The 24501-nt window shown below is 69.9% G+C and carries 19 protein-coding genes; 10 read left to right on the forward strand and 9 right to left on the reverse strand.

The genetic code is table 11. From position 1 onward, the window contains the following. Positions 1-18: 18 nt before the first annotated feature. The 7 genes from ABZ194_RS25470 (at position 19) to ABZ194_RS25500 (ending at position 10230) form a co-directional block, all read left to right on the forward strand. The gene (locus ABZ194_RS25470) at positions 19-2511 is read left to right on the forward strand and encodes an ATP-binding protein (RefSeq protein WP_355599527.1); all 2493 of its coding nucleotides are present in this window, start codon (positions 19-21) and stop codon (positions 2509-2511) included. Beyond that, entirely contained in the window at positions 2508-4907 is a 2400-nt protein-coding gene (locus ABZ194_RS25475) for a type IV secretion system protein (protein ID WP_355599528.1), read from the forward strand. Before ABZ194_RS25470 ends, ABZ194_RS25475 begins: the two co-directional genes overlap by 4 nt. A 2-nt stretch (positions 4908-4909) precedes the next feature. Next, positions 4910-5572 (forward strand): hypothetical protein, encoded by a 663-nt coding sequence (locus ABZ194_RS25480; protein WP_355599529.1) that lies wholly within the window; start codon positions 4910-4912, stop codon positions 5570-5572. Beyond that, positions 5569-6657 carry a bifunctional lytic transglycosylase/C40 family peptidase gene (locus tag ABZ194_RS25485; RefSeq protein ID WP_355599530.1) on the forward strand — a complete coding sequence of 363 codons (1089 nt, stop codon included), beginning with the start codon at positions 5569-5571 and terminating at the stop codon, positions 6655-6657. The genes ABZ194_RS25480 and ABZ194_RS25485 overlap by 4 nt, the downstream gene beginning before the upstream one ends. Positions 6658-6671: 14 nt before the next feature. Beyond that, positions 6672-7064 carry a (deoxy)nucleoside triphosphate pyrophosphohydrolase gene (locus ABZ194_RS25490; protein ID WP_355599531.1) on the forward strand — a complete coding sequence of 131 codons (393 nt, stop codon included), beginning with the start codon at positions 6672-6674 and terminating at the stop codon, positions 7062-7064. A gap of 79 nt (positions 7065-7143) precedes the next feature. Beyond that, entirely contained in the window at positions 7144-8799 is a 1656-nt protein-coding gene (locus ABZ194_RS25495; RefSeq protein WP_355599532.1) for a hypothetical protein, read from the forward strand. Between the two features lie 84 nt (positions 8800-8883). Further along, a complete protein-coding gene (locus tag ABZ194_RS25500) occupies positions 8884-10230 on the forward strand; it encodes a hypothetical protein (RefSeq protein ID WP_355599533.1) in 1347 nt (448 codons plus the stop codon). Between the two features lie 122 nt (positions 10231-10352). Here the strand turns inward: ABZ194_RS25500 and ABZ194_RS25505 are convergent, their stop codons facing one another. The 9 genes from ABZ194_RS25505 to ABZ194_RS25545 all read right to left on the reverse strand — a co-directional run bounded on the left by ABZ194_RS25505 (position 10353) and on the right by ABZ194_RS25545 (position 20462). Then, a complete protein-coding gene (locus ABZ194_RS25505) occupies positions 10353-11114 on the reverse strand; it encodes a succinate dehydrogenase/fumarate reductase iron-sulfur subunit (protein ID WP_355599534.1) in 762 nt (253 codons plus the stop codon). Positions 11115-11116: 2 nt separating this feature from the next. Then, the gene (locus ABZ194_RS25510; protein WP_355599535.1) at positions 11117-13009 is read right to left on the reverse strand and encodes a fumarate reductase/succinate dehydrogenase flavoprotein subunit; all 1893 of its coding nucleotides are present in this window, start codon (positions 13007-13009) and stop codon (positions 11117-11119) included. A gap of 10 nt (positions 13010-13019) precedes the next feature. Beyond that, positions 13020-13805: a hypothetical protein gene (locus tag ABZ194_RS25515; RefSeq protein ID WP_355599536.1), complete on the reverse strand. Its 786-nt coding sequence runs from the start codon at positions 13803-13805 to the stop codon at positions 13020-13022. 289 nt (positions 13806-14094) lie between these two features. Then, complete coding sequence (locus tag ABZ194_RS25520) at positions 14095-14544, reverse strand: response regulator (protein ID WP_355599537.1); 450 nt, start codon at positions 14542-14544, stop codon at positions 14095-14097. Beyond that, positions 14537-16123 carry an ATP-binding protein gene (locus tag ABZ194_RS25525; RefSeq protein ID WP_355599538.1) on the reverse strand — a complete coding sequence of 529 codons (1587 nt, stop codon included), beginning with the start codon at positions 16121-16123 and terminating at the stop codon, positions 14537-14539. Before ABZ194_RS25525 ends, ABZ194_RS25520 begins: the two co-directional genes overlap by 8 nt. After that, positions 16120-17274, reverse strand: a complete 1155-nt coding sequence (locus tag ABZ194_RS25530) for a SpoIIE family protein phosphatase (protein WP_355599539.1) — start codon at positions 17272-17274, stop codon at positions 16120-16122. Before ABZ194_RS25530 ends, ABZ194_RS25525 begins: the two co-directional genes overlap by 4 nt. Positions 17275-17385: 111 nt before the next feature. Beyond that, positions 17386-18150 (reverse strand): hypothetical protein, encoded by a 765-nt coding sequence (locus ABZ194_RS25535; RefSeq protein WP_355599540.1) that lies wholly within the window; start codon positions 18148-18150, stop codon positions 17386-17388. Further along, a complete protein-coding gene (locus tag ABZ194_RS25540; RefSeq protein WP_355599541.1) occupies positions 18147-19448 on the reverse strand; it encodes an AAA family ATPase in 1302 nt (433 codons plus the stop codon). Before ABZ194_RS25540 ends, ABZ194_RS25535 begins: the two co-directional genes overlap by 4 nt. Before the next feature lie 81 nt (positions 19449-19529). Continuing rightward, the gene (locus ABZ194_RS25545) at positions 19530-20462 is read right to left on the reverse strand and encodes a LysR substrate-binding domain-containing protein (protein WP_355599542.1); all 933 of its coding nucleotides are present in this window, start codon (positions 20460-20462) and stop codon (positions 19530-19532) included. Between the two features lie 198 nt (positions 20463-20660). Between ABZ194_RS25545 and ABZ194_RS25550 the strand changes: the two genes are divergently transcribed. From ABZ194_RS25550 to ABZ194_RS25560, 3 genes are all read left to right on the forward strand, one after another. After that, the gene (locus ABZ194_RS25550) at positions 20661-21434 is read left to right on the forward strand and encodes a succinate dehydrogenase cytochrome b subunit (protein ID WP_355599543.1); all 774 of its coding nucleotides are present in this window, start codon (positions 20661-20663) and stop codon (positions 21432-21434) included. 58 nt (positions 21435-21492) lie between these two features. Beyond that, positions 21493-23421, forward strand: coding sequence for a fumarate reductase/succinate dehydrogenase flavoprotein subunit (locus ABZ194_RS25555; protein ID WP_355599544.1), 1929 nt, complete (start codon positions 21493-21495; stop codon positions 23419-23421). Positions 23422-23541: 120 nt separating this feature from the next. Continuing rightward, the gene (locus tag ABZ194_RS25560) at positions 23542-24279 is read left to right on the forward strand and encodes a succinate dehydrogenase/fumarate reductase iron-sulfur subunit (protein ID WP_355599545.1); all 738 of its coding nucleotides are present in this window, start codon (positions 23542-23544) and stop codon (positions 24277-24279) included. The last annotated feature ends 222 nt before the right edge of the window (positions 24280-24501 follow it).

The following is a 24501-nucleotide window of genomic DNA, read 5'->3' on the forward strand; positions in this document are numbered from 1 at the left end:
AGCGGCGAGGGAGGGGATGTGAGCCGTCCCTCGCGGGCACGCAACCGTCTTGCCGTCCGATACTTCGACGACCGCATCCTGCTGACCGACTCCTCGGTCTGGGCCTACTTCCGGCTGCCGACCGTGAGTTACGAGTTCATCACGCCCGAGGAGCGGGAGGCGCTGGCCACCAACGTCACGATCGCGCTGGCGGCGATCCGGATGCCGGACGCCGAGGTGCACCTGCGGGTGGCGCACCGCACCTATCCGGCGGCCGAGTGGGCGATGGCGCTGAACGCCACCTCCGACGAGGGCCCCGGCTGGCGTGACTACCTGGAGGAGATGTACCGGCACGTCTGGGCCAAGGACTTCTGGACCAAGGAGGTCTACCTCGGCGTACGGCTCGGCGCACGCGGCAGGCAGCTGGGCGCCGGGGTGCTCTCCCAGCTCTTCGGCTTCTACCAGCGGGGTGAGAAGGCCCTGGGCATCGAGGACGACCACGTGCCCAAGGCCGAGGTCGCCAGGTGGAGCGAGCAGGCCGAGCGGCTGGGCCGGGCGCTCTCGTCGAGCGCCCTCTACGCCCGGCACGCCACCTCCACCGAGATCGCCTGGCTGTTCCAGCACGCCGCGACCGGCTCCCTCGGCGACCCCCCGGCCTCGGCCAGCCCCAAGCGGCGCTGGGGCAGGGGGGAGATCGAGGCCCTCGTCGAGGGGCAGGTCCACAACGGCAGGTCGCTGCTGCGGATCGAGCAGCCGCACGGTGACTCCTACGTCGCGCACCTGTCGTTCGCCCGGTTCCCCGACCTGATGCCGTTCCCGGACGGCGAGCCGTGGATGCATTTCGCCGACCAGCTTCCCTTCCCGGTGGAGGTCAGCTCCAGGATGCGGCTGATCTCGCCGGTCAAGGCCAGCAAGGACGTGGCGCGCAAGCTCGCCCACGCCCGCGACATGGACATCCACATCCGGGAGGCGGGCGCGGAGGCGCCGCTGGCCCTGGCCGAGCAGATCGACGCGGCCCGGATGCTGGAGCACGGCATCACCAAGGAGCGCCTGCCCTTCGTGTACGGCTGGCACCGGCTGATCGTGTCCGCCCCGACGGAGGAGATCTGCGTGCAACGGGTCGAAGCTGTGGTGGAGCACTACCGTGACATGGGCATCGACATCGTCAACTCCACGGGTGACCAGTTCTCGCTGTTCTGCGAGGCGCTGCCCGGTGAGAAGGTCCGGGTCAACGCCTACGCGCAGCGGCAGCCGCTCCGCACCATCGCGGGCGGCATGGCGACCGCCACCGTGGACCTGGGCGACCGGGTGGACGAGGGCAACGCCGGCTGGATGGGACCGTATGTCGGGGAGACCCTGGGGCGGGCCCGCAGCATCGTGCACTTCGATCCGCTGGTGGCGGCGACCCGCAACCGGCCGACCGCCATCGCGATCACCGGTGAGCCGGGCGGCGGCAAGACCACGCTGGCGCTGCTGATGATCTACCAGATGGCGTTGCGCGGGGTGACGGTCGCGGTCATCGACCCCAAGGGCGACGCGGACTCCCTGGTCCAGCTGCTGCAGCGGCGGGGCAGGAAGGCGCGGATCATCCCGCTCGGCTCGGCCGCGCCCGGCCTGCTCGACCCGTTCTCGTTCGGCGACGACCTCGCGGCCAAGAAGACGATGGCCAGCGAGACCCTGCGGCTGCTGCTTCCCCGCATGTCGGAGGAGCGCGAGTCGGCGATGATCCAGGCGGTCGCCGCGGTCTCCAACGGAGACGGTCCCTCGCTGGGCAAGGTGGTCGACCATCTGGAGCAGACCGAGGACGCCGCCTCCAAGAACCTGGGCGCCGTGCTCCGCTCGATGTCGGAGATGCACCTCGCCCGGCTCTGCTTCGACCCCTCGGGCGGCGACCAGATCGACACCGAGGGCTGGACCACGGTCTTCACCCTGGGCGGTCTGACCCTTCCCGACGCCTCCACCGGCCGTGACGACTACTCCTACGAGCAGCGGCTCTCGGTGGCGCTGCTCTACCTGGTCGCGCAGTTCGCCCGGGGGCTGATGAACGGCCTGGACCGGCGGACGCCCAAGGCGATCTTCCTGGACGAGGCGTGGGCCATCACCTCCACGCCCGAGGGGGCCAAACTGGTCCCCGAGGTCAGCCGGATGGGCCGGTCCCGTAACACCGCGCTGGTGCTGGTCTCGCAGAACGCCGGCGACCTGCTGAACGAGCAGGTGACGAACTGCCTGTCGTCGGTGTTCGCGTTCCGCTCCACCGAGCGGGTCGAGGTCGACCATGTGATGGCGCTGCTCGGGGTGGAACCCTCCGAGGAGCACAAGGCCGTGCTCCGCTCACTGGGCAACGGCGAGTGCCTGTTCCGGGATCTGGACGGCCGTGCGGGCCGTATCGGGGTGGACCTGATCTCCGACGAGCTGCTCCGCTGGCTCGATACGAATCCGACCCACGACAAACCCGACGAGAACATGCATGATCTCATCGGGGGCGATGGAGTCAGTAGGCCGGGGGCCGCGGCGCTGGAGGTACGGTCATGAAGGGCTCCCGGAAGGGACGCGGGCACTCCCGCAGGGGACGGCTGACCAAGCGGATCGCCATCGCACTGGTGGCCCTGTCCGCCTTCCTCGTCTTACCGATGCTCCTGCCGACGGGCACGTCCACCGCCGTCGCGGCAGCCCCCTGTGACCTCTCCCCGGATCTGTCTCCCGAGGTCGCGGGGTCGGGCGTGGACGGGTTGCTCAAGCCGCCGCCCCCGGATCCGGTGGCCCCCGGGGTGTCGGCGGTGCCCGCCCCGGTCGCCCCGCAGGGCAACTACGCCGTCTACGGCATGAGCGGCCTGTTCTGGCACACCCACAACCTCGGCTGCGACGACGTCGCCGCGGTGATGGGCAACATGACGGCCAACACGATCTTCGCGTGGGCCAAGGCGCTGAACCGGCTGACCATCACCACCTACCAGGCGGCGGCGACCGAGGGCCCGCTGGACTCGATCAAGAACGTCGTCGACGACATCGTGATCAACCTGTCCGAGGCGATGTACTGGCCGTTCCTGCGGCCGATCGTCATCCTCGGCGCCATCTGGCTCGCCTGGTACGGGCTGATCCGCAAGCGCGCGACCACCACCGCCGAGGGCGTCATCTGGATGGTCCTCGCGGTGACCGTCGCGGTCTGGTTCTTCAGCCGTCCCGGTGACTTCACCGGGCTGGGCAAGGTCGTCACCGACAAGACCGGCGAGGTCGTCAACTCGGCCTTCTCCGGTCTGCCCCGCGCGGGCGGGGTGTCCTGCCTTCCGGCCAAGGGTGACGCCAATCCCCAGGTCAAGCCCGGTGGTTACGGTCAGAGCGGTGTGCCGGGAGTCGACCAGAACGCCGAAGCCCTCTGGTCCACCCTGGTCTGCAAGCCCTGGTTGATGGGTGAGTTCGGCACCGCCGACGCCAAGGCGCCGGTGGTGCAGGTGTTCGGTGCGAAACTGCTGGACATCCAGGCGCTGGACGCGACCGAGATGCGTGCGGACCAGACCGCCAACACCAATGCCCACCAGGCACGGTATGAGGAAGAGGTCGCCAACAAGCTGCAGAACACGCCCATTTTCTTCCTCTTCCAGGGAAAGGATTGGACGAACCGCCTTGGCATCGCGATCGGCGCGCTGATGGCGGCCATGGTCGCGGGGCTGCTGATCTTCCTGGTGGCCGTCTCGCTGCTGGTGCTGAAGGTCGGGTTCCTGCTCCTGCTGATCCTCGCGCCGGTCTTCCTGCTGCTCGGCGTCCATCCGGGCTCCGGCCGGATCATCGCGATGCGCTGGCTGGAGATGCTGGTCGGCACGTTGCTCAGGCAGGCGGTGCTGGCCCTGGTCCTGAGCGTTCTGGTGTACGGCTACGCGCTGATCATCTCCACCCCGATGCCGTGGGGTATGCAGGTCATGTTCATGGCCCTGCTGACGATCGCGGTGTTCTTCTACCGGCGGCCGTTCCAGCACCTGTTCGCCTCCATGGACGGGCACACGCTCACCACCCGCATGCTGGGTGACGCGGCCTCCGCGCCGACCCTGCAACGTGCGGCGGGCGCGCTGCCCCCGGTCACGGCGGCCAGGGTGGGCCGCTGGGGCATGCGCAAGGCCGAGCCCGTCCTCCAGGCGGCGGCCATCGCCGGTGGCGCCTCCGTCGCGACGGCCGCCGCGACGGTGGCCCAGGGCAAGGTCCGCGGCGAGGACGGCGGCCAGGGCGGCACCCCCTCGGGCACCCGGGTCCCGGCCGGGGCACAGCCCACACCGCTGGACACCGACTCCCAGACGGGCACGCGGCGCAAGGGCGCGGGGCGTCCGGTCACCGCGGCCCGTGCCGGTTCGGCGCCGCCGCTCAACCTGTCCGGCGGCGGTACGGCGGGCGGCGCGTCCCCGGCCAGGTCGGCCGGCCAGGCCCGGAGCGGCGCCGGTGGCGGCTGGTTCGGCGGCCGGCCCGGCGGCGGCTGGGCCCCGCAGGGCGGCTCGGGTTCGGCGGCCGGTTCGGCCCCGGCCTCCGGCGGCAGGCCCTCCGCGCCCTCGTCAGGGGGCAGGCCCTCCGGCGGGCCCGCGGGGGGCGGCCGATCGGGCGGCGGCATCTTCGGCGGAGGCGGCGGTGCCGGTAGTGGCGGTGGCGGCATCTTCGGCGGCGGTGGCGGTTCCCGGCGCTCGGAGCCGAGTTCCCGCGGCTCGGGCTCGCGGAACGGCTCCGGTTCGGGGAACGGTTCCGGCTCCCGGGGCGCTTCGAGGTCGGGCGGCGGCATCTTCGGCGGGGGCTCCGGCTCCTCCGGGTCGAGGGGCAACGGCTCCGCGCCCGGCGGCCGGTCCTCCGAGGCGCCCCCGCTCTGGCTGCCCAGCCGGCCGGACCGCGGCAGGGAGGCCGACGAGGTGGCCGCGCCGTTCTGGCTCCGTGCCTCGAATCCCGATAAGGACTGACGATGATCGAGGGGGGCAACCGCAGGGGATTCGTCTTCGCGGTGCTGGTCGTGATGCTCGCCGCGGTCGGCGTCTACCTGACCATGTGGCCGGACTCCGACGGCGAAAAGAGGGCCGGGAGCGGTTCGGCGCCGAGCCGTACGGCGTCCGGGGCGCGGGTGAGCGCCGAACCTGAGCGTCCACGGGCGACGGCCAGCAACGCCCCCTTCGACGTCTACTCCTACCTGCCGATGACCAGGCAGGAGCTGGCCGCCGCCGCCGACTACGCGCAGCGGTTCACCGCCGAGTACGGCACCTTCGGCTACAACGAGGAGCCGGCGGCCTACGGCGACCGGCTCAAGGGGTACACCACGGACGAGTTCGCCGGGGTGCTGCTGCGCACGATCACCTCGCCGGGCACGGTCGAGGCGAACCGGGCCGACCAGGTCGTCTCCGTCGGGACGGCGAAGGTGAAGAAGATCCGGCAGATCGAGGACGCCTCGGTGGTGTTCGTGGTCACCGGGACCCAGAACGTCACCGCCAAGACCGGGGTGAAGGAGCGGATCGAGGACTACGCCGTGACCCTCATCGAGGTCGGTGCCGACTGGCGGGTCCACGACCTGCAACCGGCCGACTCCGGCCAGGACGGAGACGACCAGTCCGCGCAGACCGGCGCGCCCGGATGACGGGCGACCGGAAGGTCTACGTCGCGCTGGCCGTCGCCCTGGCAGGCCTCTGCCTGCTCACGATGGTCATGGCGCCGATGATGATGGTCGGCACCATCCCGTCCTTCACCGGGCAGGGGCTGCCCGACTGTGAGGACAAGGCCAGGCTTGTCGCCGACGAGTCGGACACCGCTGGCTCCGACATCCCGCCGGACTATCTCAAGCTGTACCGGAGGCACGCGGAGAAGATCGGCGTGCAGTGGAACGTGCTGGCCGCGATCGGCAAGAGGGAGACCGACCACGGGCGCTCGACGCTGCCCGGGGTCGGCAGCGGCACCAACTACGCCGGGGCCGCCGGGCCGATGCAGTTCCTGATCAGTACCTGGGGCGGCAAGGCGAAGATCAAGATTCCGTCGAAGTTCAACGGCTACGCCTCCGACGGGGACGGCGACGGGTGGGCGGACGTCTACAACCCCGCGGACGCCATCCTGGGCGCGGCGAAGATGCTCAAGCGCAACGGCGCGCCCGAGCAGGTGCGGCGGTCGCTGTTCGTCTACAACCGGGCCTGGTGGTACGTCGACCAGGTCATGGAGATCGCCGGAAGGTACGCCAGGGACGGCGCGGTCGGGGTGCCGCCGCAGGCGGACGCGGCCTGTGACGATCCGCTGCTGGAGGCGGCCTCCTCGGGTACGGTGGCCGGGATCTTGCAGTACGCCCTCGCCCAGCGGGGCAAGCCGTACCTGTGGGGCGGTACGGGGCCGGACGCCTACGACTGCTCGGGGATCATCTACATGGCCTACCGGAGCGTCGGCCTGACCATCCCGCGCACCACCTTCGGGCAGTGGCCCTTCGGGGTGAAGGTTCCCGACGGTGAGGAGCAGGCGGGCGACCTGGTCTTCTTCAACGCCGGTCCGGGCACCGGGGTGGACCGTCCGGGCCATGTGGGCATGGTGGTCTCGCCGGGCACCATGGTCGAGGCCAGGTGCCGCCTCTGCGGACCGATCAAGGTCACTTCCTACAGAGAACGCACCAGTATCGTGGGTTTCACCCGGCCGTTGCAGAATCCCCAGATCCTGGCGCAGCTCAAATTGAAGGAGCAGGGCTGACACAATCGGGTCCCATGAACAAGGTCGTTGTGGGAGCCGCGATCGTCGACGGCGACGGCAGACTGCTCGCCGCCCAGCGCGCCGACCCGCCCGAACTCGCCGGTGGCTGGGAGTTTCCCGGGGGGAAGGTCGACCCCGGTGAGGACGATCGCACGGCGCTGATCCGGGAGTGCAAGGAGGAACTCGGCGTCCTGGTCGAGGCGGGGGAGCAGGTCGGCGGCGACTGGCCGCTGGCCGGCGGCTACGTGCTCCGGGTCTGGCTGGCGGAGATCGTGGAAGGGGAGCCGGAGGCCAGGGAGCACCTCGACCTGCGCTGGCTGACCGCGGACGAGCTGTACGACGTGGAGTGGCTCCCCGCCGACCTGCCGATCGTGCGGGCCGTACAAGGCCGGCTCGATGAGGGTTGATCGGCTACGCGCTGTGACATAAAAGCACTGGACGTGTTGTTGTTGTCGCGTGTCCGTATCGGGGGATCGGAGAAATGCGGTGACCGGATGGTGGCGGCGTGCCCGGGTCGTGTCGGCCGTGGGGGCGGGAACGCTCGTTCTGGGTGGGGGATCGGCGGTCTACGCGATCGAGACGGGGGAGTCCGTCGCCGCGCCGTCGGGCGTGTCGGGCGTGTCGGGCGTGTCGGGCGCGTCGGGCGCGGAGGATCTCGGCTCCCGGTCACGATGGGTCCGCACCGGTGACGTGATCCGGTTCCGGGTGTGGCTGCGCGGGCCGGGGAGGGACGCGCGGCTGGTGGTCGTGACGACGCCCGCCGGGGCGTTCAGGGGCATCGACTGTCCCGCGCCGGGGGGTGACCGTGAGCCGGTCCGGATCGAGCGGCGGATGTGCCCCGTGGGCGAGGTTGGGGCACGCAGACCGGTGGACGTGCTGCTCGCCGTGCCCGAGGACGACCAGGACATCGAGTTGACCGCCGTGGCGCGGATGTTCACGCCCGAGGGCGAGTGGACGACCCAGACGGCCCGGACGAGGATCGAGGCCCCGGTGGCCCTGGCCGTGCAGGCGGCCGGGGTCGCCGCGCGGGAGAAGGCGCTGGGAACGCCGGGAACGCCGGGAACGCCGGGAACGGCGGGAACGGTGGAGGACGCGGAGGTGGGGCGGGCCGGGCGGGCGCTCACGGAGAGGGGCACGGAGGTGCCGGGGCTGGAGACGGACCTGGTGCCGACGCCGGCTCCCGGCGTGTTCCCCGAGGCCCCGGGGACGGTTCCCGCCGGCTCCCGGACGTCTGCCGGAGCTCCCGAGGGTCCGGGGACGGCCGGTACGGGCTCGGGGGGACCGGCCGCGAATTCCGCGCCCGCCACCGGCTCCACGCCCGTCACCGACTCCGCGCCCGGCGCGAGCTCCGGCGGGCTTCCTCCGGACTCCCGGGCGGTCGTCGAGGGGGCCGGGAAGGCGGGGCCGGTGGAGGGGCCCGCGGTCTCGGCCGCCCCGGCGACAGGTACGCCGACGCCGGGCGCGGCGGAGCCGTTCTCGTCGCTGAGCCCGTCGGTGCGTGAGGTTCTGGAGGTCCCCGGGGTGCTGCGGGACCTCGGGGTCGTGGGGGAGCCCGAGGCGCATGCCGTACCGCCGGTTCCGCGGCCGGAGGCGGTCCCGGCGACCTCGGGGTTCACGGTGTCGGAGAGGGGAGCGGTGCCGGAAGGGGGAGCGGTGCCGGAGGGCGGCGCGGTGCCGGAGCCCCAGATCGGGGAGCCGGAGTCGGCCGTGTGGCCCGCCTCTCCGCCGCTCAGGCCGCTCAAGCCGCTCAAGGGCCGGAAGTCGTCCCGTCCTCCGGCTGCCGGGCCGGTCGCCGGGACGGTGCCCGCGGTCCCGGTGGCGCCTCCCGCCCCGGCGGGGCTGGCCGAGGCCGGGCAGATGCCTCAGCTCTGGAACGACCCCAACCTGCGGATGCCGCTCGCCGCGCCCACGCCGATCGTGTCGCCGCCGCCTCCGCCCGTGGCGGACTCTCAGCCTCCGGGCGCGCCGCTTCCCCGTGATGTGGACGGGCCGGGGCCGGAGACCACGCCGGTCGCCCTGTCAGGCCCGTTCCTGGCGGGGGCACGGGGGCTTCCGGCGGTGGGGGCGGCGGTGGGCGGTCTTCTCGGCCTGCTCTGGTTGCAGGCGAGGATTCAGCGTCGGCGTGGACCTCGCCCTGTGTAATAAAAAGGGCTTTGCTGTTAGTTTTACCCAACTAGTATTTCCTTGACTGACTCAGCGTGCAGAGGAAATTCTCGGAGGGCGTCCGTGACACGATCCCGGCGTGCGGCAGCCGTCTCCGCCGTGTTCATGTCCTTGGGGTTGTGCGGTGCGGTGGTGTTCGCCTCCGGGCCGTTCACCGCCCCCGACTCGGCCGACGCCGCCCAGATGGCCGCGGTGAATCCCACCGAGATCCCGGGGTGTGACGTCGACCCCGCGGGCCCGTGCGAGACGGTGACGGAGGAGCCCAACCCGGTCGTCACCGTCACGGTCACCGCCGACACGCCGCCTCCGGTGCCGCAGAAGACGGTGACCACCACGGTCACCGTGCCTCCGGCGACCTCTCCCGCCAAGCCCAAGCCCCCGAAGGTCAAGCCTCCGAAGGTGACGGTTCCGGAGACGTCGGCGCCCGTGGTGGTCCCGCTGCCGACCTCGGCTCCCGTCATCCAGCCCTCCGCGGTGGTCCCGGAGCCGACGCCCACGGAGCAGGATCCGGTCTTCCCCAGCACCGAGCAGGTTCCCTCGCAGCTCTCCACCGCCCCGGCCGAGCCGACCTCGGCCGCCACGTTCGACGACCCCACCGCCGCCTCGGTGCCCTACGAGATCCGCAACGCGGGTTCCGGGTTCAACGCCCCAGAGCTGAGCCGTCAGCTCGGTATCCCGGCGCTGATCCTGGTGCTGCTGGTGCTGTTCGGTGTGCTGATCTTCGAAGGCAGGCTCCGCCGCCTGGCCCACGCCTCCGCCGTACGGCGGGCCGGTCCCCGAGCCCCCGGGCAGCGCGACTTCGTGGGCCCGATGGGATACCCGGCCGGCCCCGGCTACGTACCGGCGCCGGGTTTCCCGCCCACGGTCTACCAGAACGGCACGGCCTACGCCCCGATCATCAGCTTCGTCCCCATGCAGATGTATCCGGCGACCCCGGAGGACTACTCACCCGAGCGGTACCCCCAGTCGTACGAGCAGCCGACGGCTCACATCCCGGGGCAGGACGACGCCCCGCACTCCTTCACCGGCCCCTTCCCGCGGAGCCCCGAGGGTTTTCCCGGCGCGGCGTTCCCGCAGGAGTCGACGCTCTCCGGCGGTCAGGGGGCGGAGCCGTTCGACTACTTCGGCGACCGCTCCGGGACGGCCGGGCCGGAGCGGCCGACGCTCTCGGACGACGGCGTGGCGCGGCAGGGGTTCGGCGAGTTCCCGGGGGCGCCGTTCCCTCAGGAGCCGCCGCGCGGCGGCCGGGGACCTTTCGCGGCGGGGGGCCGGTCCGGGGGTGAGGCGCCGTTCTCCGGGCCGGAGCCTTCTCCGTCCGGGGGCGCCGAGCTCAACGAGACGGCTGTCTATCCGCTGCCGGGCCAGAAGGACGGCAGGAGGAGACGCGGTCTCTTCCGCCGTTCCAGGTGAGCCTCCGCTCCGGGTGGGCCGTGCCGGTTCTCCGGGCGAGACGCGCCGGACGCGCCGGCCGTCCCGCCGGACGCGAAGGCGCCGGTCACGTGGAGACGTGACCGGCGCCGTGGGGCGGGGGGTCAGCTCTTCGTGCCGGAGCGCTTGAAGATCTTGTTGCCCAGCCAGACCAGCGGGTCGTACTTGCGGTCGACGACACGCTCCTTCATCGGGATCAGCGCGTTGTCGGTGATCTTGATGTGCTCGGGGCAGACCTCGGTGCAACACTTGGTGATGTTGCAGTAGCCCAGGCCGTGCTCCTCCTGCGCGGAGTCCTTACGGTCGGCCACGTCGTAGGGGTGCATGTCCAGCTCGGCGATCCGCATCAGGAAGCGCGGACCGGCGAAGCCGGCCTTGTTCTCCTCGTGGTCGCGGATCACGTGGCAGACGTTGTTGCACATGAAGCACTCGATGCACTTGCGGAACTCCTGGGACCGCTCGACGTCGATCTGCTCCATGCGGTACTCGCCCGGCTTCACGTTGTCCGGGGGGGTGAAGGACGGGATCTCCCGGGCCTTCTGGTAGTTGAACGACACGTCCGTGACCAGGTCCTTGATCACCGGGAACGTCCGCATGGGCGTCACAGTGATCGTCTCGTCTTCCGTGAAGGTGGACATCCGGGTCATGCAGCCGAGCTTCGGCCTGCCGTTGATCTCCATCGAGCACGAGCCGCACTTGCCGGCCTTGCAGTTCCAGCGGACCGCGAGGTCGGGGGCCTGGGTGGCCTGGAGCCGGTGAATGATGTCGAGGACGACCTCGCCCTCGTTCACCTCGACGGTGAAGTCCTCAAGACCTCCCTCGCCGCCCTCGCCCCGCCACACACGGAACTTCGCCTTGTAACTCATGGTCACTCCTTGACCAACACGTCGAAGTCGGCCAGTTCTTCATCGGTGATGTACTTCTCCAGCTCGCCCCGGTCGAACAGCTTGATCAGGTCGTCGCGCATGGGGGACTGCGCCTTCTCCTCGACCGTCACGCCGGAGCCGTCCGGGGAGAGGCCGCAGAGCAGGATCTTGCGCCGCCACTGGGCGGACATGCCCGGGAAGTCGTCACGGGTGTGACCACCGCGGCTCTCCTCACGGAGCAGGGCCGCCCTGGCCACGCACTCGGAGACCAGGAGCATGTTGCGCAGGTCGAGGGCGAGGTGCCAGCCGGGGTTGTAGATCCGGTTGCCGGTCGCGCCGACCCCCTTCGCCCGCTCCCCGAACTTCTTCACGCTCTCCAGCGCCTCGGTGACCTCCTCGGACTTGCGGATGATGCCCACGAGCTCGTTCATCGTCCGCTGCAGCTCGTGGTGGACCTGGTAGGGGTTCTCGCCGGAACGCCTCAAGGGGGCCAGCGCCTCCGCCTCGGCGGCGGCCACGGACTCGGTGGAGATCTTCGGCCGGGCGCTGAGCCCGTTCACGTACGCGGCGGCTCCGGCGCCCGCGCGGCGGCCGAACACCAGCAGGTCGGAGAGCGAGTTGCCGCCGAGCCGGTTGGAGCCGTGCATGCCGCCGGAGACCTCGCCGGCCGCGAACAGGCCGGGGACGTCCGCCGCGCCGGTGTCGGCGTCCACCTCGACGCCGCCCATGATGTAGTGACAGGTCGGGCCGACCTGCATGGGCTCCTTGGTGATGTCGACGTCGGCCAGCTCCTTGAACTGGTGGTACATCGACGGCAGCCGCCTGACGATCTCGGCGGCCGGGAGCCGGCTGGAGACGTCCAGGTAGACGCCGCCCTGGGGGGATCCGCGACCGGCCTTCACCTCGGAGTTGATGGCCCTGGCGACCTCGTCACGGGGGAGCAGCTCCGGCGGGCGGCGGTTGTTGGCCTGGTCGGTGTACCACCGGTCGCCCTCCTCCTCGGTGGTGGCGTACTTGTCCTTGAACACCTCGGGGATGTAGTCGAACATGAAGCGCCTGCCCTCGGAGTTCCGCAGCACCCCGCCGTCGCCTCGGACGGACTCGGTGACGAGGATGCCGCGGACCGAGGGGGGCCAGACCATCCCGGTCGGGTGGAACTGGATGAACTCCATGTTGATCAGCTTCGCCCCGGCCAGCAGCGCCAGCGCGTGGCCGTCCCCGGTGTACTCCCAGGAGTTGGAGGTCACCACGTAGGACTTGCCGATCCCGCCTGTGGCCAGCACCACCGCGGGGGCGTCGAAGAGGACGAACGCGCCGTTCTCCCGCCAGTAGCCGAAGGCCCCGGAGATGGCGTCGCCGTCCTTCAGCAGGCGGGTCACCGTACATTCCTGGAAGACCTTGATGTACGCCTCGGCGTCGCCGTGCAGCTTCTCGTCCTCCTGCTGGAGCGCGACGACGCGTTGCTGCAGGGTGCGGATCAGTTCCAGGCCGGTACGGTCTCCGACGTGGGCCAGCCGGGGGTACTCGTGCCCGCCGAAGTTACGCTGGCTGATCTTGCCGTCCTTGGTGCGGTCGAACAGCGCGCCCCACGCCTCCAGCTCCCAGACCCGGTCGGGGGCCTCCTTGGCGTGCAGCTCGGCCATCCGCCAGTTGTTGAGGAACTTGCCGCCCCGCATGGTGTCTCGGAAGTGCACCATCCAGTTGTCGCTGCTGTTGACGTTGCCCATGGCCGCCGCCGCGCCGCCCTCGGCCATGACCGTGTGCGCCTTGCCGAACAGCGACTTGCAGATGATCGCCGTCCGCTTGCCCTGCTGGCGGGCTTCGATGGCCGCCCGCAGCCCTGCTCCGCCGGCGCCGATGACGACGACGTCGTATTCGTGACGCTCGATTTCCACTGGGTGATCCTTATGCGAACGGGAAGTTGACGATGCCCTTGGTGACGAGTCTCACGTAGAGGTCGGCCCCCATGACGGTGAACATCGAGATCAGCGCGAGCTCCTGGTGCTTGGCGTTGAGCTTGGAGACGAAGCCCCACGCCCGGTACCGGACCGGGTGCTTGGAGAAGTGGTTCAGACGTCCGGCCGTGATGTGACGGCAGGAGTGGCACGACAGCGTGTACAGGTTGATGAAGACGGCGTTGACCACCAGGATCCACGTCCCGAGGCCCAGCGGCTTGTCGACGAACGCCAGCACCGCGTCGTAGGCGAGGATCAGGCCGATCACGATCGCCGCGTAGAAGAAGTAGCGGTGGACGTTCTGCAGAATCAGCGGGAAGCGGGACTCACCGGTGTACTTGCTGTGCGGCTCGCTGACACCGCACGCCGGCGGCGACAGCCAGAAGCCGCGGTAGTACGCCTTGCGGTAGTAGTAACAGGTGAACCGGAAACCGGCCGGAAGCCCCAGGATCAGCAGCCCCGGCGGCAGGGTGTACCAGTCACCGAACGGCGCGAAGCCGAACAGCCGCGCCCCCTCCGGGCAACTCGTCGCCAGACACGGGGAGGAGAACGGGGCGTTGTAAGGAGGCACGAAGTAACTCGCGTCGAAGATCGCCCACGTGGCGTAGACGAGGAACGCTGTAAAGATGATGAAGGTGACCAGTGGATAACGCCACCACTGGTCGGTCCGCAGCGTACGCGCCTTGATCTGCGCGCGCTGCCTTCTGGCCGGACTGTCGGCCGTTGTCTGGGTCATCGGAGACCTCTCCACCTCCCACGGACCCTGCTCGCCAAAGGGGTCCGGGTAGTTTCAGTTGTGCCGCGCGCCGGGCCATGGTCGCGCCGGCTCACCGTGCGCGCGCGTATTGGTGGGGATACGTTACGACGCGGCTACCCGTTCATGTGAGAAGGGTCACTCACATTTTCACCGACCAGGTGTGATTCCTGTCACGTTGGTCAGGCAGGAATTACGGATTCACCACATTTTACCAGGTGAAGGGGTCTGTAAGGAGATCTTCGGTCATGCGCTCCGGGCATCGGGACTGTCAGTACGGCTGCGCGGAGCTGGGCAGTTTGACCACCGTCACGAAGAAGTCGTCGATCCGCCTGACCACGTCGATGAACCGGTCGAAGTCCACCGGCTTGGAGACGTAGGCGTTGGCGTGCAGGTGGTAGCTGCGCAGGATGTCCTCCTCGGCCTCCGAGGTGGTCAGCACGACCACCGGGATGCCGCGCAGTTCCTCGTCCCCCTTGATGTCCTGGAGCACCTCCCGGCCGTCCTTGCGGGGCAGGTTGAGGTCCAGCAGGATCAGGTCGGGGCGGGGGGCCTCGGCGTACTCGCCCTCCCTGCGGAGGAAGGCCATGGCCTGCTCGCCGTCGTTGACGACGTGCAGCTTGTTCCTGACCTTGTTGAGCTCGAACGCCTCCCGCGTCAGCAGGATGTCACCCGGGTCGTCCTCGACCAGGAGCACGTCGATCCAGCGCAGGTCATTCATTCGTCTCTCCAAGGGGGAGGGTCCAGCGGAAGGTTGTTCCCGGCTGCTCGGGCTCGCCGTTCTCCACCCAGATCCGGCCACCGTGGTATTCGACGATCTTCTTGCAGAGCGCCAGCCCGATGCCGGTGCCCGCGTAGGCGTCCCGCCCGTGCAACCGCTGGAATATCAGGAAGATTCGATCAGTGTATTTGCTCTCGATGCCTATCCCGTTGTCGGAGCAGGAGAACTCCCACACGTCCCCGTCGCGGCGTACCCCTATGTGGATCCGCGGCGGCTCCTGGGAGCGGAACTTGACCGCGTTGCCGACGAGGTTCTGGAAGAGCTGGGTGAGCTGGACCCGGCTGCCGCGCACCGTGGGCAGCTCGTCGAAGGTCACCGTCGCCCCGGACTCCTCGATCGGCACGGCGAGGTTGCTCAGCGCCGCCCGCAGGGGAAGGTGGGTGTCGACCGAGGTCCGCTCGTCGCCGAGCCTGCCGACCCGGGAGAAGTCGAGCAGGTCGTTGATCAGACACTGCATGCGCTTGGCGCCGTCCACCGAGAAGGCGATGTACTGCTTGGCCCGCTCGTCGAGCCGGTCACCGTAGCGCTGCTCCAGCATCTGGGTGAAACTGGCCACCTTGCGCAGCGGCTCCTGCAGGTCGTGGCTGGCCACGTAGGCGAACTGCTCCAGCTCGCCGTTGGAGCGCCGCAGCTCCGCCGCCTGCTCCTCCAGCCTGCCCTGCGCCTCGGAGGCCCTGCGCCACTCGGTGAGGATGCGGCGGCGCATGGCGTCCACGTGGCCGGAGAGCTCGGCCAGCTCTGAGGGGTGCTCGACCTTGAGCCTGTGGTCGAAGTCCCCCTGGGCGACCGCGCGGACCTGGTCGGTCAGCTCGGCCAGCGGGCGCAGTACGGCGTACCGCACGATGAACGTGGCGCCGATCAGGGCCAGGAGCAGCGCCACGGTCACCCCGCCGAGCGCGAGGTAGAACGCCTCCCAGCCCCGCTCCAGCCGTTCGCCGCCCTTGGCGTGCAGCCGGTCGAGGTGGTCCTCCAGCGCGGTGAGCGCCTGGCGGACCTCGGCGAACCTGGCGGCGTTGACGGGCGCGTTCCGCCGGTTACTGGCCTCGGTCCCCTCGGTCGGCACGGCGGCGATGAGCTTCTCCGCGTAGTCGCGCCGCCAGGACTCTCCCGCGGTCCTCAGCCGGGCGACCTCGGCGCCGACGACCTGAGCCTCCGGCATCCGGGGCAGCAGCGCGTCGAGCGTGGTCAGCGCGGCGGCCTCCGCGACGACCGCGTCCCGGTAGTCCTGGAGGGAGGCCGCCTCGTTGGTCCTGCCGTACGCCCGCACCGAGCCCTCCTGCGCGGTCAGCGCGTTGGAGATCTCCAGGGTGCGCAGCGCGGCGGGATCGACGACGTTCACCACGTCGACCCGGGCCGCTCGCGTCTCCTCCAAGGAGGTGATCGTGAAGAGGGCGGCGACCGCGAACAGCAGGACGACGATCGTCCCGGTGAGCAGGAACCACTGTCCCACCCGCAGTTTTCCGAAACCGGTGGCCGGGGCCGGGGCCGGCAGGGGGCGCAGACGGCCGCGGTCGCTCAACGTTTCCCTCCGCGTGAGACGTGCACGGTGGCCAGGTCGTCGCTGAGCGAGTCGCCGTTGAGCTCGATCACCCGTTTGATCAGCCGGTCGAGGTGCACGCCGCCGTGCTCGTGGACCAGGGAGAGCAGCCCCTCGGTGCCGAGCAGGTCGGGCCCGCCGCCCACGGTGGCCTCGATCGGGCCGTCGGTGTAGAGCAGCAGTGACCAGTCGTGACCCAGCGGCACCTCGATCGGCGACCAGCTCACGTCCTGGAAGATGCCCAGCGGCGGCCCGGACGGGGTGCCCGGCACCACGCCGATCACACCGTCGCGGATCAGCAGGGGCGGCGGATGGCCGACCACGTGCATCCGCGCGTGGCTGAGCGTGGGGTCGATCGTGGCGATGCAGAGCGTCGTGAAGATCTCCGCGGACTTGCGTTCCAGGCGGAGCACCGAGTCCAGGACCCGCAGCAGCTCGTTGCCGGTGTGCCCGGCCAGCACCAGGGCACGCCAGGCGATCCGGAGCGCGACCCCCAGGGCGGCCTCGTCGGGGCCGTGCCCGCACACGTCGCCCACCACCACGTGCACGGCGCCGTCGGGGCTCTGCACGGTGTCCCAGAAGTCGCCGGCGAGCAGCGCGCGCCGCCGTCCGGGCAGGTAGCGGGCCTGATGCTCCAGCTCATCGGTCTCAAGCAGCGGGACCGGCAGCAGCCCGCGTTCGAGGCGGGAGTTCTCCTTGGTGAGCAGCTCGGCCTCGACCAGCCTGCGCTGGGCCAGGTCGGCGCGCTTGCGCTCCATCGAGTAGCGGACCGCCCGCACCAGCAGCCGGGCCTCCACGTCCTGCTTGACCAGGAAGTCCTGGGCGCCCGCCGCCACGGCCTCCGTGCCCACGTGGGTGTCGTTCAGCCCGGTCAGCACGATCACCGCGGCGTGCGGTGCCATCGACAGCACCTGCTCCAGCGCTTCGAGGCCGGTCGCGTCCGGCAGGGAGAGGTCGACGAGCACACACCGCACGTCCTCGGTCAGCCGTTCCCGGCCCTCCTTCAGGCTGCGCGCCCAGATGATCTTCGGGGGGTTGGCCGCCTCGCCGAGCAGCTCCTCCACAAGGAAGGCGTCGCCCGCGTCGTCCTCGATCAGCAGGACCGTGAGCGTTTCATGGGGAGGGGCGGTCAATGACGCCTCTTTGTGGGGTCGGGGGGATCCTATTAACGCTATGCAGAATAGTGTGACACCAGGACTTATAAGACAATGGTCGGCTTGCCGGGCACCGTCCAGCTACGTCCCTCAGTCGTCCGATGTGACCGATGTCCTTCCGGAGGCGCCACTCCACGGGATGGGGACGGCGAAACCGGTGCGAAGGATCTCAAGGATGTCTCCGTCCAGGATCACGGCTGCCCCGGGTGAGTCCAGCACGCGCACCATCGCGTACAGCACGTCGGCGTGCGGCTGCCGCAGCAGTGCCTGTGCCTGGCCGTGCGCCCGCTGGTGCTCGCCTCGCGTGAGGAGCCTCGCGTAACCCCGGAGCATGTCCTGGCAGCGCTGGAAGCCGTCCTGGCGCGCTCGCTCCAACTGCCAGCGATCCAGCCGGAAGGTCCTGATGGTCGCCTCCCCCTTGGCGGTCCTCGCTCGGTAGCGCCCGGTACTGAGGATGAGCTGGAGGTGATCGCCGGGATCTTCGATGGAGGGGTCGACGAGCAGACACGCACCGGTCAGCGGGTCGCATGGATACTCGGCGCGCTTGGCATTGCTGTTGCAGTAGTCACAGGCCAGAAAGTGGTTGAGCCAGTCGAAGGCGCGCAGTGGGGCCAGCTTGATCGGTTCGAAGTGGTCGATCGCGGTGCCGAGACTGTCTCCGCAGTACATGCACCGCTCTATCCCGGCTGCCATGGGTTGCAGTCGCGCACGCAGGGCCGACCGTTCGGCGGTGGCGTTCTTCCAGCGACGGCGGGCCGCGGTCACGGTCACCGAGCGGGAACGGAGGTGATCGGTGTGGTCGCGGAGCCTGTCGGTCAGCTCCGTGGGAAGACACGGGCGTACCAGCGGGATCACGAATCGGACCCGAGAGACTGGGATACCTCCCGTACCCGGGTGGACGGCGAACTGACGAGTTCCTCGCTGAGTCGCCGGTAGTCGTCGACGTCCGCCGGTGTCGCCGTCCCGTCGAGCACCTTGACCTCCAGGTCACCGAGATCCTCGCGGAGCTCGTCCGCGCGCGAGGAGTACGGGGAGTCCACGCCGAACAGCTCGGTCACGATGGCGTCGTCGCCGCTGCCGTACACGATGCGGCGGTAGAGCTCCTCGTCCACGACACCCGGGGAGGCGTGCTCGTCCGGTCCGGGCAGCCGGATGAGGCCACCGGGGCTCGCGCTCTGGCAGATGTAGGGGCTGTGGGTGGTGACGATGAACTGGACCATCGGGAAGTGGGTCTTCAGCCACTCGCCGATCTTCTGCTGCCAGCTCACATGAAGATGCGCGTCCACCTCGTCGATCAGTACGACTCCGGGGTAGGGAAGAGTCGGACGCCCGCCTCGGTTTTCGACGGTGAGCGTTCCATACGCCACGTGCATCTGCCGTACGATGTCGAGCACCAGGGCGGTGACCGCGCGATACCCGTCGCTCATGTCACGCAGCGGTCTGCGCACGTTGTCACGGTGGACCCAGAGGCCGTCCGAATCCACCCGCATGATTTTGAATCCGTCGGGCAGGAGACCGTCTCCGAGCAGGGTGAGCACAGAGTCGAGAAGCTCCTTCGCCCCTGGACGCCCCTCCAGCTGGAAAAGACGGCGCTCGACAAGCCAGCTCACGCTTTCGAACAGGGTGGCGTCCTCGTCGAAGAGTGTTCCGGTGGCCTGATGACCCGACCTGAGCTTGGAGCCTCCCCGGCCCATCTCGGCGACCGACAGTCTGCGGAACGGCCCGTACCCGGAGAGGAACCATCCACCCCGAGGTTTGCGTAGCCAGAGACCGTCGATGCGGGGGTCGTCTCCCCGCCAGAGGCCGAGACCGTCGGGCGTCCAGCGCAGGGCGGCGGGGATGGGAGTGTCCGGCCGCGTGACGGTGAACGGGTCGCCGTGATCGAACTCCAGGTCGTAGCGGAACTCACAGCGGACGCTCGCCGTCGCGGGTTCGGCCGGGGATCCTCCCCAGCGATCGATGTCCACCCCGATGCGCGGGCCCGCGGAGGTCAGGGCGACGGCCTGCAGGAGCGTGCTCTTGCCAGAGCCGTTCCGGCCCGCCAGCACAGTCCAGCCGGCGTATGAACCGTCGGGCCGGGTGAAGTCGAGGTTGACCTCTCGCGGACCGGAGAAACCACGCACGCCGGAGATCCTCAGATTCGCGACGTACACGTCATGCCCCCTACCGCCCGCCTGTGTGAATCGCCCCGCCGTGCGCCCAACTCTAGACGCGGGGCCGGGCCGATGTCCTGGTCAATCCGAACGGATCAGTTCCAGGCCCTCGGGAAGGCTGCCGTCGTGGGCGGCCTCGGCCAGGAAGAACAGCAGGGTGTCGCGGAAGGCGTGGGCGGCGCGAGTGGGCTCGACGTCCTTGCGGTGGGCGATGGCGATGGTGCGGTGCAGTCCGGGCGGAGCCAGCGGCGTCCCGGTCAGTCCCGGGCGGCCGTCCAGGACCATCGAGGGGACCAGCGCGATGCCCAGCCCGGCCTCCACGAAGCGCAGCACCGCGTCCATCTCCCCGCCCTCCACGGCCAGCCTGGGCTCAAATCCGGCCTGGCGGCAGGCGCCGAGCGTGGCCTCCCGCAGGTCGTAGCCGCGCCGGAACATCACCATCGGCCGGCCGCGCAGCTCCTCGATCCGCAGATACGGCCTGCGCACCCGCGAGGCGGACGGGGATGCCACGACCAGGTTCTCCCGCAGGATCTCCTCGGTGACCAGGGCGGGGTCGTCGTTCTGCAGCGGCATGATGATCAACGCCAGGTCGAGCTGGCCCCGGGCGAGGGCGCGGACCAGGTCGCGGGAGCCGCCCTCCTCGACGAACAGCTCGATGCCGGGGTAGTCGCCGTGGAACCTGGCCAGCGCGCCGGCCATCAGCCCGGCGCAGACCGAGGGCGTGGCGCCCAGCCGGACCCGGCCCCGGCGCAGCCCGGCCAGTTCGCCGACCTCCCGCCGGGCGGTCTCGGCGTCGGCCAGCATCCGGCGGGCCAGCGGCAGCAGCGCCTCCCCGGCGGCGGTGAGGGTGACGTTTCCCCGGGCACGGCTGAACAGCGGCGCGCCGAGATCCGTCTCCAGGGCCTTGATCTGTTTGCTCAGCGACGGCTGCGCGACGCGCATCCGCTCGGCGGCCTGGGTGAAGTGACGGGCCTCGGCCACCGCCACGAAATAGGCCAGTTGCTGGAGCTGCACGTTTCCCTAGCGTACGGCGGTGCCGGTGGCGGATCCGGGGCGCCCCCCGGTCTTGCGAGATCATGTGAGGTTGCTCGCACCCGCGGTGACCGCGCCGGGGCGCAAGACCCGCGGACGCAGAGGTGATAGCCGGAGGCTATGGAAACGACATCCACGATGACTTGGACGGGGGGAAAGCCCGGTGTCTAGCGTCACAGGGTGACTGCCACGATTGAGCGCGGTTCCGCCACCACGCGGGTTGACCATGCCGGGGGCACCCCCCCGAAGACCTTCAAGACTCGGACGCCCGGGAGGTCCGGCGGGTTCCTGGGCTCGTCCAACGGGAAAAAGGCGGTGATGGCCGTCACGGGCGCCGTTCTGGTGCTCTTCCTCGTCGGCCACATGGCCGGCAACCTCAAGAGCTTCTTCGGCGCCGGGTCCTTCAACGCCTACGCCGACTTCCTGCGGACCATGGGCGAGCCGATTCTTCCGCGCCGGGTCCTGCTGAGCCTGGTCGAGGTCGTCCTGGCCGCGGCGGCCGGGCTGCACATGTGGTCGGCGATCTCACTGGCCCGGCGGGCGAACAGGGCCCGCCCGGTCAAGTACGCGGCCAGGCGCAAGTCCCAGGCCGGCGGCTACGCCACGCACATCATGCGCTGGGGCGGCGTCACCATCCTGCTCTTCGTGATCTGGCACCTGCTGGACCTCACGTTCGGCGTGGTCAACCCGGCCGGCTGGAACGGCACGCCGTACGACCGGCTGGTCCAGGGGTTCGAGCCGTCGCGCTGGTGGGTCACGCTCTTCTACGTGGTCGCCGTCGTCATGGTCGGCCTGCACCTGCGGCACGGCCTGTGGAGCGCGTTCCAGACGCTCGGCCTGGCCGGGGCCCGGAGCTACCGCCCGCTGAAGGCCGTCGCCGCGGTGGTCTCCACGGTGCTGGTGCTCGGCTTCCTCGCGGTGCCCCTCGCGGTCACAGCCGGAGTGATCAAGTGAGCGGGGCGCGCGCGGCCGGGCGGATCTTCCACATGGTGAATGGAGCGGTGAGCGGACGATGACCACGAACTACACCGAAGGCGCCCCGATCCGCGACACCAAGGCCCCGGAAGGGCCGATCGAGGACCGCTGGGAGAAGCGGAAGTTCGCCGCCAAGCTGGTCAACCCGGCCAACAAGCGCAAGCTCAACGTCATCGTGGTCGGCACCGGCCTCGCGGGCGGTTCGGCCGCCGCGACCCTCGGCGAGCTGGGCTACAACGTCACGTCGTTCTGCTACCAGGACTCGCCCCGCCGCGCACACTCCATCGCGGCCCAGGGCGGCATCAACGCGGCCAAGAACTACCGCGGTGACGGCGACTCGATCTACCGGCTGTTCTACGACACCGTCAAGGGCGGCGACTTCCGCGCCCGCGAGTCGAACGTCTACCGGCTGGCCCAGGTCAGCGTGAACATCATCGACCAGGCGGTCGCCCAGGGCGTGCCGTTCGCCCGCGAGTACGGCGGCCTCCTCGACACGCGCTCCTTCGGCGGCGCGCAGGTCTCCCGGACCTTCTACGCCAGGGGCCAGACGGGGCAGCAGCTGCTGCTCGGCGCCTACCAGGCGCTGGAGCGGCAGATCGCGGCAGGGACCGTGAAGATGCACACCCGCCACGAGATGCTCGACCTGATCGTCTCCGACGGCCGGGCGCGGGGCGTCATCGTCCGCGACATGGTCACCGGCAAGATCGAGCGGCACCTGGCCGACGCGGTCGTACTGGCCACCGGTGGCTACGGCAACGTGTTCTTCCTGTCCACCAACGCCAAGGGCTGCAACACCACGGCGATCTGGCGGGCGCACCGGCGCGGCGCGATGTTCGCCAACCCCTGCTACACGCAGATCCACCCGACCTGCATCCCGGTCAGCGGCGACTACCAGTCCAAGCTGACCCTGATGTCGGAGTCGCTCCGCAACGACGGCCGCGTGTGGGTGCCGGTCAAGGCGGGCGACGACCGGCCGGTGGAGCGGATCCCCGAGGAGGAGCGCGACTACTACCTGGAGCGCCTCTACCCGGCCTTCGGCAACCTGGTCCCGCGGGACATCGCCTCCCGTGCGGCCAAGAACGTCTGCGACGAGGGCCGGGGCGTCGGCCCCGGCGGTCTGGGCGTCTACCTCGACTTCGCCGACGCGATCCGCCGCCTGGGCCGCGAGGCGGTGGAGAAGAAGTACGGCAACCTCTTCGAGATGTACGAGCGCATCACCGGCGAGGACCCCTACAGCCGGCCGATGCGCATCTACCCCGCCGTGCACTACACGATGGGCGGCCTGTGGGTGGACTACGACCTGCAGTCCACCATCCCCGGCCTGTTCGTGATCGGTGAGGCCAACTTCTCCGACCACGGCGCCAACCGCCTCGGCGCGTCCGCGCTGATGCAGGGTCTTGCCGACGGCTACTTCGTGCTGCCGACCACGATCGGCGACTACCTCGCGGACGGCCCCTACGGCGAGGTCGACGAGAAGGCCGTGGCCGAGGCCGAGATCAAGGTGCGCAGGAAGATCGACAGGCTGCTGTCGAACAACGGCACCCGCACCGCCGACTCCTACCACCGTGAGCTGGGCAGGCTCATGTGGGACTACTGCGGCATGGAGCGCACCGAACAGTCGCTGCGCAAGGCCCTGGAGCGGATTCCCGAACTGCGCGAGGAGTTCTGGAAGAACGTGAAGGTCTCCGGTGAGGCCGACGAGCTCAACCAGGCGCTGGAGCGTGCCGGCCGGGTGGGCGACTTCTTCGACCTGGCCGAGCTCATGTGCGTCGACGCGCTGCACCGCACCGAGTCGTGCGGCGGCCACTTCCGCGCCGAGTCGCAGGACGCCGACGGTGAGGCCCTCCGCGACGACGAGCACTTCGCCTACGTCGCCGCCTGGGAGTACGGCGAGCAGGGCCCGGTCCTGCACCGGGAGGACCTCGACTACGAGTACGTCAAGATGAGCCAGCGGAGCTACAAGTGAGCGCGCCCGAAGTAGTGCCCGAGGCAGTGCCCGAGACGGTGGGCGAGGTGGTGGGCGGGGCGGCCCACGAGGGACGAGCGGTCCGCGCGGCGAACGAGGAGCGGTAGGCGAACCATGGGGATGAACCTCACACTCAAGGTCTGGCGGCAGAAGAGCCCCGAGGACAACGGCCGCATGGTCACCTACCGGGTGGAGGACGTGTCGCCCGACATGTCCTTCCTGGAGATGCTCGACGTGCTCAACGAGCGTCTCATCCTGGAGGGTGACGAGCCGGTCGCCTTCGATCACGACTGCCGCGAGGGCATCTGCGGCATGTGCGGCATGGTCATCAACGGGGTGGCGCACGGTGAGCAGGTGGCCACCACCACCTGCCAGCTCCACATGCGGCACTTCGAGGACGGAGCGGTCATCACCATCGAGCCGTGGCGCGCCGCGCCCTTCCCGGTGGTCAAGGACCTGGTCGTGGACCGTTCGGCGTTCGACCGGATCATCCAGGCGGGCGGCTTCGTCTCCGTCCCGGCCGGATCGGCCCCCGACGCGCACAGCGTCCCGGTGAAGAAGGAGGACGCGGACGACGCGTTCGACGCGGCGACCTGCATCGGCTGCGGCGCCTGTGTCGCGGCCTGCCCCAACGGGTCGGCCTCCCTCTTCACCGCGGCCAAGATCACCCATCTCGGCCTGCTCCCCCAGGGGCAGCCCGAGCGCGACTCCCGTGCCAGGGCCATGGTCGAGCAGATGGACACCGAGGGCTTCGGCGGCTGCACCAACACCGGCGAGTGCACCGCGGTCTGCCCCAAGGGCATCCCGCTGAACACCATCGCCCAGATGAACCGCGACTACCTCAGGGCGTCCAAGTAGGTTGAACCTGGGCGAGTTGCTGTTCGCAGTGGGGGGCAGCCGGAAAAGCCGCAAATTTCAGCCAGATATCTCGGCTGGGCCTGGGGCATCAGACCCAGCCGAGACGGGCGACGACCGGCGGCTTATAGCCGTTTTCCGGTCCGCTCGTACGGTCGGAAGGAGCGTGAGGCGGAAACGATGATAAGCGCTGTTTTCCCCGTGCAGTGCTGTTTGTTTGCCCTT

It is taken from the genome of Streptosporangium sp. NPDC006007 (assembly GCF_040614315.1).
In the GTDB taxonomy this organism is placed as follows: domain Bacteria; phylum Actinomycetota; class Actinomycetes; order Streptosporangiales; family Streptosporangiaceae; genus Streptosporangium.